Origin of the sequence: Loigolactobacillus bifermentans DSM 20003 (genome assembly GCF_001434575.1) — a bacterium.
In the GTDB taxonomy this organism is placed as follows: Bacteria; Bacillota; Bacilli; order Lactobacillales; family Lactobacillaceae; genus Loigolactobacillus; species Loigolactobacillus bifermentans.
In genome coordinates this window covers 1-13,503 of record NZ_AZDA01000014.1, presented here as the reverse complement: position 1 = coordinate 13,503, position 13,503 = coordinate 1, and the positions used below count along the sequence as shown (strand labels likewise).

The 13,503-nt window shown below is 51.7% G+C and carries 11 protein-coding genes, 1 pseudogene, 1 riboswitch and 1 other annotated feature; of the genes and pseudogenes, 7 read left to right on the top strand and 5 right to left on the bottom strand.

The features are described from left to right. The first annotated feature begins 204 nt into the window (after nt 1-204). Nucleotides 205-1,611, top strand: a complete 1,407-nt coding sequence (locus FC07_RS02735; protein ID WP_057903592.1) for a L,D-transpeptidase — start codon at nt 205-207, stop codon at nt 1,609-1,611. Between the two features lie 53 nt (nt 1,612-1,664). Here FC07_RS02735 and helD read toward each other — a convergent pair whose 3' ends face one another. Continuing rightward, the gene (gene helD / locus FC07_RS02730; RefSeq protein ID WP_057903591.1) at nt 1,665-3,920 is read right to left on the bottom strand and encodes an RNA polymerase recycling motor HelD; all 2,256 of its coding nucleotides are present in this window, start codon (nt 3,918-3,920) and stop codon (nt 1,665-1,667) included. Between the two features lie 479 nt (nt 3,921-4,399). Continuing rightward, nucleotides 4,400-4,598: a binding site (T-box leader), on the top strand. A gap of 88 nt (nt 4,599-4,686) precedes the next feature. On the opposite strand from helD, the gene trpS reads away from it, so the two are divergent. The 6 genes from trpS (at nt 4,687) to FC07_RS02700 (ending at nt 11,089) form a co-directional block, all read left to right on the top strand. Then, nucleotides 4,687-5,703 carry a tryptophan--tRNA ligase gene (trpS, locus tag FC07_RS02725; protein ID WP_057903603.1) on the top strand — a complete coding sequence of 339 codons (1,017 nt, stop codon included), beginning with the start codon at nt 4,687-4,689 and terminating at the stop codon, nt 5,701-5,703. A 119-nt stretch (nt 5,704-5,822) separates the two neighbouring features. Then, nucleotides 5,823-6,434, top strand: coding sequence for a cyclodeaminase/cyclohydrolase family protein (locus FC07_RS02720; RefSeq protein ID WP_057903590.1), 612 nt, complete (start codon nt 5,823-5,825; stop codon nt 6,432-6,434). Between the two features lie 9 nt (nt 6,435-6,443). Further along, nucleotides 6,444-7,688, top strand: a complete 1,245-nt coding sequence (locus FC07_RS02715; RefSeq protein ID WP_057903589.1) for a hydroxymethylglutaryl-CoA reductase, degradative — start codon at nt 6,444-6,446, stop codon at nt 7,686-7,688. Between the two features lie 61 nt (nt 7,689-7,749). After that, a riboswitch (TPP riboswitch) is annotated at nt 7,750-7,838 on the top strand. Between the two features lie 97 nt (nt 7,839-7,935). Next, complete coding sequence (gene allB / locus FC07_RS02710) at nt 7,936-9,315, top strand: allantoinase AllB (RefSeq protein ID WP_057903588.1); 1,380 nt, start codon at nt 7,936-7,938, stop codon at nt 9,313-9,315. After that, a complete protein-coding gene (locus FC07_RS02705; RefSeq protein WP_083483174.1) occupies nt 9,305-10,618 on the top strand; it encodes an NCS1 family transporter in 1,314 nt (437 codons plus the stop codon). Before allB ends, FC07_RS02705 begins: the two co-directional genes overlap by 11 nt. A gap of 207 nt (nt 10,619-10,825) precedes the next feature. Beyond that, on the top strand, nt 10,826-11,089 hold the full coding sequence (locus tag FC07_RS02700; RefSeq protein ID WP_057903587.1) for a hypothetical protein: 264 nt from the start codon (nt 10,826-10,828) through the stop codon (nt 11,087-11,089). 48 nt (nt 11,090-11,137) lie between these two features. Here FC07_RS02700 and FC07_RS02695 read toward each other — a convergent pair whose 3' ends face one another. The 4 genes and pseudogenes from FC07_RS02695 to FC07_RS02680 form a co-directional block, all read right to left on the bottom strand. After that, entirely contained in the window at nt 11,138-11,572 is a 435-nt protein-coding gene (locus FC07_RS02695; RefSeq protein WP_057903586.1) for a GNAT family N-acetyltransferase, read from the bottom strand. A 49-nt stretch (nt 11,573-11,621) separates the two neighbouring features. Beyond that, nucleotides 11,622-11,999, bottom strand: coding sequence for a hypothetical protein (locus tag FC07_RS02690; protein WP_057903585.1), 378 nt, complete (start codon nt 11,997-11,999; stop codon nt 11,622-11,624). Nucleotides 12,000-12,039: 40 nt separating this feature from the next. Further along, complete coding sequence (locus tag FC07_RS02685) at nt 12,040-12,969, bottom strand: DMT family transporter (protein WP_057903584.1); 930 nt, start codon at nt 12,967-12,969, stop codon at nt 12,040-12,042. 181 nt (nt 12,970-13,150) lie between these two features. Further along, nucleotides 13,151-13,503: pseudogene (locus tag FC07_RS02680) on the bottom strand (knotted carbamoyltransferase YgeW); the annotation flags it as partial.

Here is a 13,503-nt window from a genome sequence, read left to right as displayed (position 1 = left end):
AGTCTGCCTTGCAGGGTGTCGTTAAAACTTGTTGTAAATAAAATTTTGCACAACAAAGTCCCGCTAGCTTACGTATTAACGGGAATTGTGTGGAAAAATGCGTTTTAAAGCGTTATTTTTTAGAATAGAATTTGTTATAATGGGTTAATCATTTAATTAAGAAAGGCACTGCTGCAGCGGTAGTGTTGAAAAGGCGACGGGGATATGCATTATAAAAAGATTTGGGGCGGCTTGGCAGTGGGTTGCGGCTTGCTGATCGGCGGTTATTTAGTGGGCGTGTATCATTATCAAACACATTTTTTGCCACAAACGGTGGTTTTAAAAACGAATATCGGTCAAAAGTCAATTGCGCAGGCGGCAAAGTTGTTAGCGCAAGGGCAAGATCAGCGCCAATTGACGCTAACAGATCAAAAGCAAACGGTGGCCAAGGCGACAGCGGCCCAATTAGGGTTGACCACGAATTTTAAGCCGGCGTTGCAACAGCTGAAGCACAAGCAAAACAGCTGGGCGTGGCCGTTTAAATTAAGCACTGCGTCGGCGGCCACTGCCAAAGTAGCCAATGTGATCAACGACCAGCAGTTGCAGGCCTACTGTCAGCAGTTAGCAGCCAAGGAAAATCCCAACCGCACTGTCGCCACGGATGATGCGGTGACCTTTGATCAAACAGGCAAGGTTGTGGTGACCCACAACAATCAAGGCAATCAGATCTCTGCAACGGCGTTGGCCAAAAACTTGCGCCAGCAGTTGTTAGACGGTGGCCAACAAGTGGCGTTAGCCGATAGTTATGAAAAGCCTGATTTTGGGGTGGGCACGCCGAAGTTTGACGCGTTGAAAAACCGGATGGAAGCCTTGGTCAACGACCAGCATGTGGTGCAAATTGGCACGAAAAAAGTTAAATTAACCGCTGATCAGTTGCTGCAAACCGTGCAACTCACCGATCATGATATGGTGGCGACGCACTACGGTGTGGCCACCTTGGTCCAAACGTTAAGCGCGAATTATAACCAAAGCGGCACTTGGCACAAGTTCCATTCCACCCATGATGGCGAGGTTAAGGTGTACGGCGGCCTTTACGGCGAACATGTTGATCAAACCAAAACCGTGAAGCAGTTGCAAACGGCAATCGCCAACGGGAAAGGATTTACACAAAAAGCTGCCATGACCAGTTCAGGCACTCATGTGACCGGTGTGCATAGCATTGGCAACACTTATGTGGAAGTCGATCTGAAACAGCAAAAAGAATATTACTATCGTAACGGCAAATTAGTGCTGCATTCTGATATTGTTAGCGGCGACCCTACCACCGGTGGCACCACACCGGCGGGGGTCTACTACATTCGCAGTAAGCAGCAAGGCGCCGTGTTGCGTGGGCAGAATAATGATGGGTCCGCCTACGCCTCACCAGTTAATTACTGGATGCCTATTGATGACACCGGCGTGGGCTTGCATGATTCATCCTGGCAGCCGACTTATGGTGGCACTTGGTACATTGGCCACGGCAGCCACGGGTGCATTAACAACCCGCCAAGCTTTATTGCCAAACTTTATCCCAAGTTAAAAGTCGGCACCCCTGTGGTGATTTATGACAAGGCACAAGCGAAACAGCTGTAATATAAAAACGGCACCTTTAAACCAGTTTTTGGTTTAAGGTGCCGTTTTTGATTTTACGCATGTAACTCAAACGTTTCCGGTGCAGCCTGTTGCAACAAGGGACTGACGGGGCCTTGGCTGATCAGGATCAGCTCGTGCATGGCGCGGGTGGCAATGGTGTAAAGTAAGCCGTAGTCGGCCATTGGAAATTGGGTGGCGCTGACGTTGTAGGCAATCACGGCGTCAAATTCCAGTCCTTTGGCTAAATAAATTGGCAAGATCAGCACGCCTTTGGGCAAGGCCCGGTCACTGTCAGTCATTAAGGTGGTTTCGACATTTAATTGCAAGTGGGCGTAAAGTTGGTCGCTGGTGACTTGATCCTTGGTGAGAATGGCAATCGTGTCATGCTGATCCAGCAGGCGCTGAATTTGTTGGGTGATCACGAGCAAACAATCTGCCAAAGTTTGGCCTTGGTGCACTTGTGGTTGCGGGCCCTCTCGGGTAAAGGCTTGAATGTCCGCGCCAGCTGGTAACAGGCCTGCCGCAAATTCGGTGATCTGTTTGGTGGAGCGGTAGCTTTTGTTTAACGTGATCTGTTTTAAGCGCTGGCCGGTAAACAAAGTGGGCCATTGGACTTGTTGACGCTGGAATAAGTCCTGATCGCGGTCACCAAGCAAAGTAATTTTGCAATTGGGAAAGGCGTGCTTAATGTACAATAATTGGGCGGCGCTGTAGTCTTGCATTTCATCAATAAATAAATACTGCATGGCATGATTTTGGCCACTACCGGTCAGTTGGTCCCGTAAATACAGCAGTGGGGCAGCGTCGGCCAGGCGAACTTGGTGGCGTTCCAACTGTTGTTCATAAGTGGTGACCATGGTGGCCCAGGTGGTTGCGGCCACATTGGACGCCGGATTAGCGCGCATAAAGGCAGCGTATTGGGCGTAGGTGTCAATGAAATAATCGTTGTAAATGGCGTTGTAGACGATTTCCAAGCGCTTGCGCATGAGGGCGCGGGCTACGTATTGGACTTCGTCATCAGCGGATTGGAAGCGCTGGGTGCCCACCAAGGTTTGGTAGTCGTTTTCAGACAACACGTCCACTTCTTCTAACACCCAGTCGGCCTTGGCCAGTTCACGGATCCGGCGTTTCAGACGCTTGATCAAGGTGTTTTTAGTGGTTAAAAATTTATCCGCCGCTAACAAATTGTGCGGTAAGCTGGTGTAGATCTGTTGGATTTCATCAGCTGAGAAAAAGACCTTGCCTTCAAAATAAATTGGGTTCCAGCACAATTCGGTGGGCTGGGCCTGTTTTAAATAGCGGTCAATGGCGGCTAAATAGGCGGCACTTTCCTTGTATTGGCGCAGTTGCTGGGCGGTTTCAGGCAAGCTGTGTTGGTCTTGTTCAAAGCGCTGAAACAGGCTTTCCACTTGCAAGCCGCTAAACCGGGCGTCGAGAAACTCTGCTAAGGTGACTTGGCGCATGTTTTTCTCGCCAAGGCTAGGTAGGACTTCGGAAATATAATGGCTAAATAGTTTGTTAGGGGAGAACAGCAACATTTGTTCTGAATTTAAGGATTCACGGCTGTGATACAGTAAAAAGGCGATCCGTTGTAAAATCGCGGAAGTTTTGCCAGAGCCGGCCACCCCCTGGACCACCAGCACATCATGGCGGGTGTCGCGGATAATGTCGTTTTGTTCCTGTTGAATGGTAGCCACAATGTTTTGCATGTATTCGGCATTGTTGCTACCTAGGACGGCCTGCAACAGTTGGTCGCCAACGGTTTCGTTGGTGTCAAAGACATTGATAATGTCACCGTGCTGAATTTGAAACTGGCGCTTTTTCAGCAATTCGGCTGTGGCCTGACCAGTTGGCGTGTTGTAGTGGACGGTGCCCAGCGTACCATTGTAATAGATCCCCGAAATCGGCGCGCGCCAGTCGTAAACCAGAAAGTTTTGCTGGTCGTCAATAAAGGAGGCCGTGCCAATGTACAGCGTGTCTTGGTCGCCGTCTTCATCAATGTCGATGCGGCCAAAATAAGGGGATTGGGCCAAATCTTTCAGCTGCCCCATTTGCTGTTTCAGGATACTTTCATTTTCAACGGCCCGCGCAACCAATTGCTTCTGCTGCTGCACAGCGGCGTTGGTTTCAATGCGGTCATCGGCTTCGGTAATGTTGACCCGCGTGTTGTCGCCATAATTGCGCTCAACCAGTTTGGTTTCCAAATGGGCCTTGTCCAATTGTGCTTGTTGGTCCACTAGGCGCTGCTCAATCTGGCCCACCACTTGGGTGACCCGCTGCTGTTCTTGTGCTTTAATGTGTTCGTCCATATGGGCCTCCTAAATGCTCTAATGACTATTTTGCTTCGCAAAATCCTATTTCGGAGGATGTCCATTCCTACGGGCGCAACCACCTTCGTAGGAAATATGGCCCTCCTAAAAGCTTTAATGACTATTTTGCTATCGCAAAATCTTATTACGGAGGATGTCCATTCCTACGGGCGCAACCACCCTCGTAGGAAACATGGCGCCAGCTAAAGGCTCTTGTGTATCTTTGCTATCGCAAAGGTCTTGTTTTCGCTGGCTGTCCAGTCTTGTGGCGTCAGTTCGCACCGCAAGACACATGGCCCTCCTAAATTTTCTAATGACGATGACGGTAAATAATGGTTCAATTGGATTTATCAGAATAACTAGTTTAGTCCTTTTTTCAGGCCGCGTCTAGTTTTTGAGCCTTCGCGGCTGATTGGTTTTTTGACTGGCGCGTGACTTGAGTTTGCTTTGACATTCGTGGGCTAAATCGCTATCATAAATGTAGCACTTTGAGAAGGAAAGTAGTCGGTTAATTGTGTGCAGCGAGTCACTGGGTGGTGGAAAGTGATGGCAATGCCGGCGAGTGGGCCTTTGAGTGGCAGACTGAAGTGAGTAGGTCGCAGGTGGTTGCGCCTTAAGCAAGTAGTGGTGAGCAAGTCGCTCACAAAATTGGTGGTACCACGTGAAGGCGTCCGATTGACTTTTTGTCAGTCGGCTTTTTTTATTGAATGCGTTAAATTGCTAGGTCTCAAACAGCGTTTATTATATTGAGGAAGAGGTCGTTATGATGACAAAGAAAATTATTTTAACAGGGGATCGGCCAACCGGTAAGTTGCATATTGGGCACTATATTGGGTCGTTGAAAACGCGGGTGGCGATGCAAAATTCTGGTGAATACGATCCGTACATTATGATCGCGGACATGCAGGCGTTAACGGACAATGCGCGGGATCCTGAAAAGATCCGCAACAGTCTGTTACAAGTGGCGTTGGATTATTTGGCGGTGGGCATTGATCCTGAAAAATCAACGATCTTGGTGCAATCGCAAATTCCAGCGTTAAATGAACTGACCATGCATTACTTGAATTTAGTGTCTGTTTCCCGGTTAAACCGCAATCCAACGGTGAAAAATGAGATCCAACAAAAGGGCTTTGGTCAAAGTATTCCGGCTGGTTTCTTGATTTACCCGGTGAGCCAGGCCGCTGATATTACGGCGTTTAAGGCTAGCGTGGTGCCTGTTGGGGACGATCAGGAGCCGATGTTGGAACAAACCCGCGAAGTGGTGCGGACGTTTAATAATGTGTACGGTCAAGATGTGTTAGTTGAACCGGAAGGCGTGTTCCCACCGAAGGGGCAAGGGCGGTTACCGGGTATGGATGGCAACGCCAAAATGAGCAAGTCCTTAGGCAATGCGATTTATTTGGCGGATTCTGAGGATGAGATCACCAAAAAGGTCATGTCGATGTACACGGATCCCACCCATATTCACGTGTCTGATCCTGGGCACATTGAAGGCAATGTGGTGTTCACTTATTTGGATGTTTTCGCAGAAGATAAGGCGAAAGTCGCTGAATTAAAGGCGCAGTATCAGGCCGGCGGTTTAGGCGACGTGAAGATCAAGCGTTACTTAAATGACGTGTTGCAAGCGGCTTTGAAACCGATTCGGGAACGCCGGGAACAGTACGCCCAGGACCCAGCTGCCGTTTACGAGATCTTACGGCAAGGGAGCGCAAAGGCCAACGTGGTGGCGAACCAAACGTTAACCGAGGTGCGGGCGGCCATTGGCATTAACTATTTCGGTTAAGTGAAAAGGAGGACAAGGTGCTAGGGTGCCTTGCCCTTTTTTTGCTATAATAAAAAAATTAGCACAGCGGGTGAGCTGGTGTTTCACCACGATGAAAAGGTAAGGGGGCTTCATTTTTTATGGAAATGAAAGATTTTATGACGAAACTTGGCTCGGCGGCGGCTACGCCTAGCGGTGGCGGGGCGGCGGCGCTAAACGGTGCCACGGCTACGGCAATGGCCAGTATGGTGGCGCAATTAACGGTGGGTAAGCAGAAATATGCCGCTTATGAGGCCAATTTAAAGGCGATCATTCACGAAATGGCGCGGCTGAACCGGGCTTTTTTAACCCAGATCAACGCAGATGCCAAAGGGTTTGCGCCTTTGGCCAAGGCGTATAGCATTCCGAAAACGGACCCTAACCGTGAGGCGATTTTAAACGCAGCGCTGCTGAAGGCCACTGAAGTGCCATTTGAAATTTTAAAACTGGCCAATGATTTATTGCCGGTGTTGGAACAGTTATTAGTCCAAGGCAGTCGGTTGTTGCAAAGCGACGTGGGTGTGGCGGCCACCACGTTGCGCAGCACGTTGGAAGCAGCGGTGTTAAATATTTATGTGAACACGCAATTGTTAACGGATCAGGACCAAGCTGCGGCCTTAAACCAGCAGGCGGAAGCCTTGGTGGCGCCAGCCGTTGTACGGTGTCAAGCGGTTTACCAGCAGGTGCTGACGCAGTTACAAGCGCAGCAATGAGGTGTTAAGATGAAATTTTATCAACAAACCCGGTTACAACGCATTGCAACCTTAGTGGCAGAAGGGCAATTAACAGCCCAGGAGGCAGCTTTTTTTAAAACCAACACGGGCTTGACCCAAGAGGCGGCCGATCAGTTAATTGAAAATCAGTTGACCACGTTTGCGTTGCCGGAAGGGGTGGCCCGTGGGGTGCAGGTGGATGGTCACGTGCATACGGTACCTATGGTGACAGAGGAACCTTCTGTGATCGCCGCGGCCAGCCACGGGGCCAAGTTGTTGGCGCTGGCCGGTGGGGTGCAAACCACGATTCAACAGCGGGCCATGGTGGGCCAGGTGATTTTACAGCCGATCACGCCGGCGCAATTGGCGCAAGTTCAGGCGGCCACCGCTCAGTTGGCGCAAGTGGCCAATGCGGCCCATCCATCGATCGTGGCCCGTGGCGGTGGGGTGGACCGCATTCGCTACCGGCAATTAGACGTGCAAACGGTGTCCTTAGACCTGATCGTAGACGTGCAGGAAGCCATGGGGGCCAATATGTTGAACAGTATGTTGGAAGCCGTGGCGGCGGTGTTACGGCAGCAGTTTGACGTCACGGTGTTGATGAGCATTTTATCCAATTACGCCACCACCAGTTTGGTGACGGCCACGGGCCAAGTACCGGTGGCAAGCTTGGCCCGTACCGGGCAAACTGGGGCGCAAGTGGCGGCGGGGATCGTCAACGCCAGCCACATTGCCCAAATCGATCCTTACCGGGCGGCCACCCACAACAAAGGCTTAATGAACGGCATTGACGCCGTGGTCATGGCTAGCGGCAATGACTGGCGCGCCATTGAAAGCGGCGCCCAAGCCTATGCCGCCCGGGACGGGCAGTATCGCGGCTTAAGCACTTGGCACATACGCGGTGAGCAGTTGGTAGGCAGCTTGACCTTGCCGCTACCGGTGGGCTATGTGGGCGGCGCCATTCGCGTGTTGCCAGCGGCGCAACCGAATTTGGCCTTAATGGGCGTTCACAGTGCCAAAGCCTTGGCCAGCGTGATCGCAGCCGTAGGTCTCGGGCAAAATTTGGCGGCGTTGCACGCGTTGGTGACCAGTGGCATTCAAAAAGGCCACATGGCACTACAAGCGAAAAGTTTAGCGGCCACTGCTGGTGCTACCCCTGAGGAGGTGCCGCTGGTGGCGGCCCAGCTGCAACAGGCACCGCGCATGGACCTGGCCACAGCGGCAGCTTTATTGCAAGAGTTACGGCAAGGATAGCGCTTGCAAAAAGCAGTTGACTTTCCGGTACAAAGGGCTACTATTTGAGGTAGATAATTGAAGCTGTGGTCTGGGGTGCGATTTAGCTGAGAAATACCCAACGAACCTGATGCAGTTAACACTGCCGTAGGGAGACCTGATTGATGAAGCATGACTTCACCAAAGTCAGAAACAGTCCACTTTTTGCGAAGTGGGCTGTTTTTTTCTACCCCGGGACCGCTGTCATTTTAAAAAGGAGCGGTTTTTTATGAAATACGATTGTGTGATCACCAACGGTAAATTTGTCACCCCACGCAAATTGGTCAAAGGCGAGCTGGCCATTGCCAACGGCAAAATTGCGGCGATCGGCCAAGGTTTGGCGCAACAAGCTGCCACGGTTTTAGACGCCCAGGGGCAATTGGTGTTGCCAGGGATGGTGGATGCCCACGTGCACATTAGTGAACCGGGGCGCGGGGACTGGGAAGACTACCACACCGGGTCCCAAGCGTTGGCAGCTGGGGGCACCACCAGCATGTTGGTGATGCCGTTAAATGCCTTGCCGGCCCGCACCACAGCGGCGGAATTTACCCGGCACCGGCAAATTGCCACCGGGCAGTCTTACATTGACTTTGGCTTGTATGGGGGCTTGGTGCCCAACAATCGGGGGGAGATTGCGGCCATGGCCCAGGCTGGAGCGGTGGGGTTTAAAGCGTTTATGGCCACCACGGGCAGTGACTTGCCTGGGGACTTTCAAAACGTTGACGATTACGAGTTGTACCGGGGGATGCAGGCCATTGCGGCCACGGGGCTGCGCTTGGCTATTCACGCTGAAAATGCGGTGTTGACGGATCGGTTGGCGGCCGAAAAAATCGCCCAGCACCAAACAGATATTCAGGCGTATTTAGATTCCCGGCCGCCCTTGGTGGAAGTGGAGGCGGTGCGGCGGGCGTTGTATTTTGGCCAAGTCACCGGCTGTAAATTGCACTTTGTTCATTTGTCAACTGGTGCAGCCGTGGCGCAAGTGGCTCAGGCCCAAGCGGCGGGCCAAGACGTGACGTGTGAGACTTGCGTCCACTATTTGGCCTTGGATGCCACGCAATTTAAAGCCATTGGCCCGCCGGCAAAATGTGCGCCGGCCCTACGCAGCCCGGCGGTTCAGGCCAGTTTGTGGCAACAGGTCCAACAAGGCGCGGTGACGGCGGTAACGTCGGATCATTCGCCAGCGTTGTTGGCCATGAAAGCCGATCCCCACCACAATATCTTTGAGGTGTGGGGCGGCATTAGCGGGGCGCAAAATAATGTGGATCTGTTTTATGACATTGCCGTAGGCCAGCAGCGGTTGTCGCTGTTTCAGTTTGTGCAATTGATTGCGGCCGGGCCGGCGCAACTGTTTGGCCTGACCCAAAAAGGCAGTTTAACCGTGGGCAAAGATGCGGATCTGGTGTTTTTAGACCCCACGCAACAGTACACGCTGACCAAGGCCGACCTGTATTATAAAAATAAAATGTCGGCTTATGTTGGCCGGCGGATCCACGCCCGGGTTACGCGCACCCTGTTGCGCGGGCAAACGGTTTTCGACTTGGCTCAGGGTTTTCAAGCGGCGCCACAAGGGCAATTTTTACCAGGTGCTGGTTATCATGCTGGCTAAAGCGTTAGCGCCGATTCCGGCGGCTACGCGCCAGCTGAGTGGCTGGGCGTATGCCAGTATGTGGCTGGGGGATGGCTTTAACATTGGCAACGTGACCTTAGGGGCGTCGCTGGTGGTGGCCGGCACCGCCACGCTGAATTTGGTGCAAACGTTGGTGGCCGCCGGACTGGCCATTTTGTTGATCGCGTTGATTTTTTGTTGCAATGACCAATTTGGCTATCGCACCGGCGCGCCTTATGTGATCCAATTGCGGCTTTCCTTTGGCGTCACCGGGGCGAAATGGGCCAGTTTGTTGCGGGCGGTACCGGCGATCGTGTGGTTTGGTTTTCAAAGTTGGACCGGGGCGTTGGCGCTGAATCAGATTGTAGGGTTCATCGTTCAGCGGCCAGTACACCAAGTGGTGGCCTGCTTTGTGGCCTTGCAATTGGTACAAGTGGTGCTGGCGTTAAACGGCTTTCGCACGATCAAAGTGGTCACCGCCGCCGTTTCAATGGTGGTGCTGGTGGCTTTGTGTGTCGCGCTAGTCCTGATCTTGACCCAACATGGGCCGGTGCTGGCCACGCGCTTTGTGCACATTCAAGGGTCGTGGGGGCTGCCATTTTGGAGCTTGGTGGTGGCGTTTTTAGGCAATTACACCGCGATTTTTGAATCGGCTGCCGACTACGCCCGGGAGCTGCGGCCCGGATTTAGCACGCGCCAGCGGTTTGGCCTGTACGCCGTGCCGTTGACGCTGGCTTACGGCACCACCTTGGTCACCGGCGCTTTATTAGCCGTGACCACCGGCCTGTCCAGCCCAGTGCCGGCTTTGGCGCAACTATTTCACCAGCCAGTGCTAACCACCTTTGTGGCGGTGTTTATTGTGCTGGGCGTGATCACCACCAACACCGTGGCCAATATTATGCCGCCTGCCTATGTGTTAACGGCGCTGTTTAATTTACCCCAGCGGGTGGCGGTTGCTGGTGTGGGCGTGTTGGCTACGTTTACCTGTCCGTGGTTGTTGGTGCAAAATACGGCGGCCACTGGGCTGGCGCTGTTTATCAAAAGCTATGCGATTTTCTTAGGCCCCATGACGGCCATTATGCTGCTTGAATTTTACGGGGTGCGCGGTGGTCAGGTTCAGGTGGCGCCCCTGTACGACGCTACCACCCAACCTGCATGGCGCTGGCCCGCCCTGGTTGCCTTGTGCAGCGGCGCTGTGGTGGCCTGGCGGTTTGTGGATCTGTCTTGGCTGGTAGGTTTTGGCGTCGGGGGCTTGGTTTACGCTGGCATCATGTGCTGGCAAAAGCGGTGGTGTTTGGGTTAAAAAAGGTTTAACCCAGCATTTTGGGTTGATCGTGGTTTAACCCAAAATAACGTGTGCTAGCAGCTAATGAAATTCATAAAATACTAATAAACAAATATGACAGTTTGAAAAAATCATTTTACATGGTAAGCTGTGAGCAATAAATGAAAGTACAAAACTGGCGCCTGATGACAAATACTAGGCCGTTAACGTAATGGAGGCATCATAATGACACAAACAGTTCGCATGCAGCTTACCTTAGCTAAAAATGAGCAACAAAACGCTGACAATTACACCAAAGCAGAATTTGGGCTGACCTTAAATCAGTACATTGCCAGGATGGTTAAACAGTTTTCAAAAAAATATCTGGAAACGGAAGTCGTAAGTGACGACATTCAAAAGGAAATTGATCGGGTTGTTGCCGGTGCTGCAACGGACTTGGTGACGATTGAAAATACGGCTGATTTCTTTCAACAACTGGGGCTGAAATAATGCAAAAAAGAGCGGTGCAATCCATCACGATTGCACCGCTCTTTTCAGTTACAACTGCTCTTTCCGCACTAGCACACAAGGCACGCCGTCTTCCATAAATGTGTCGGAAGCGACGTGGTAGCCTAAGCTTTCGTAAAAGCCTTGCGCTGTAAGTTCGCTGTGGATCAAGGCTTTTTGGTAGCCGTGTTGGCGGCCAACGTTTTCCAAAGCGTTGATGATTTGTGCGCCTAAGTGTTGACCGCGGTAGTCGGCCAATGTGGCAATGCGCTCTGGCTGCATGGTCACATTGTCATAGGCTTGAAAACGGCCGGTGGCCACTGGCTTGTCCGGCGCCGCGTAAGCCACGGCATACAAGGTGGTTGGCAGGTCCTTATCATCAAATTCGTCTTTTAGAGCAATGTGGCGTTCTTGCACAAACACTTGCATGCGCACGCTTAACGCCGCGGCGCGCTGCCAAGGTTTGGCGCTTACGATAATTTCCATTGCATGGTCCTCCTAAAATCTCTAATGTCTATTTTGCTAGCAGAACGGCTTAATACAACCAGTCCAGCACGTCCAGCGCGTCGCGAACGGAGTAGAAGCTGGTTTTGTCGTCTTTGGTGAGTTCGACCACGGGTTCGTCGCGGCTGAATTTGTTTAAGACTAATTTTTTAAAGGTGGGTTCCCACTTGAGGTCTGGCTGGGTGGCGTGGAGATTGCGTTGTAAGGCCAGCGGGTCGTCCCAAACGGTGGCGGTTACGCCAGTTTTGGTTTCAAAGTCAGGGCGTTTCAGGAGTTTTTGTAACTGGCCCAGTTTGCTTTGGCTGACCAAGGCACGTTTGCGCAGTTTCCAAAGCTGTTTGACTTTTTTGAGATCGGCATCGGTGGCTTGATCGCGGATGTACTGAAAAACTTCTTGTTTGGTTGCCATATGGAGAACCCCTTTCAAATTAATATTTAGTATACCGCATTTAACGGGCGTGATGAAAGGTTTTTGGGGTGCCTAGGACTTGCAGGAAGGTGGTGGCTAAAATGCAAACCATGCCGATCCAAGCAGGCACGCCAAACGCAGCGTGGAAAATCAAAACGGTTAAGATCGTAGAGGTTAGCGGCTCAAACGCACTTAGCAGGCTGGTTAGGGTGGGCTTGATGTACAGCAGGCTTTGTAAAACGAATAAATAGGCAAATAGTGTGCCAAAAATGATCACGAAGCCCACCGCGAGCCAGCCGCTAAGGTCTAAGGCGTGACCGGTGAAGGGCAGGTTCACCACAAAGGGCAACATGCCAAAACTGCCGAGCAACATGGCCCAGCCGACCACGGTGACGGCGCCAAATTGTTTCAGTAGCGACCGTGGGGCAATGGTGTAGGCAGCGTTGAGCACGGCGTTCATTAAGCCCCAAAATAGGCCTAAAGGCGCAATGGCCAACTGGTTTAAATGGCCGCCGGTGGCCAACAACAATGTGCCTAACAAGGCCAAACCGATGGCCACCAGGTCTAACGCCCGGGGCCATTGGCGGAGCCGTAGCGCCATGTAGATCATTACCAATGCCGGGGCCACAAATTGCAACACGGTGGTGGTGGCCGCATTACTGGCGCGAATGGCCATAAAGTAAGCCAGTTGTGCGGGCATCATACACAGCAAGCTAAAGGCCAATAAAGCCAGTACGCTGCGCCAATGTCGCCAAGGCGCCAACAACTGGCGGCCTAAGGTGACGCCGCCAAACAGCAGTAGCAACAGCCCGGCGCCAAACATGCGCAGGCACACCAGCCATTGCGAGGAAAGTTGATAAGTGGTAAATAGAAATTGAGCCGCAATGCCAGAAAAGCCCCATAACAGTGGGCCAGCAATGGCTAAGGCCATGCCGTGAATTTTGGCAGCGGTGGTTTGAGCAGGGGACATGGAAACACCGCTTTCTGATAATCGTGTGATTGAAGCATACCATGATTGTGAGATGTTGCACAGATTTTTTAAGAGATACCAAAAAACCACCCCATTAGTCAACGGCTAATCGAGTGGTCTTAATGGACACGAACCCAACGTCAACACCCCTGACGTTCAGTTCCTGTGCTTGATAAGAAACTTATTTATAATCTTGACGTGCTTTACCACGTGCTTCTAAGTTGGTTAAGATTTCAGCTGGGTTCTTGAATTTGCTCAAGAAGATCATGGCTGCAATGACGTAAGGCTTGAAGCTCGCTTGTTTGTACAATTGGTTGCGGTAACGATCAAAGACAGAACCGTCAACTTCGCCTTCTTCAGCTGAAACGCCAGTGATGTCGGCTGGAAGTGGATGCATGTACAAGGCTTTGCCACCCTTGGTCAACTTCATCATGTCTTCTGTACAAGCCCAGTCTTTATGTTGTGCGTTTTGTTGTAATAATTCTTGTTCCAACTTGTCGATACCGTCAAAGTCGCCGCGGCCGTATAAGTCAG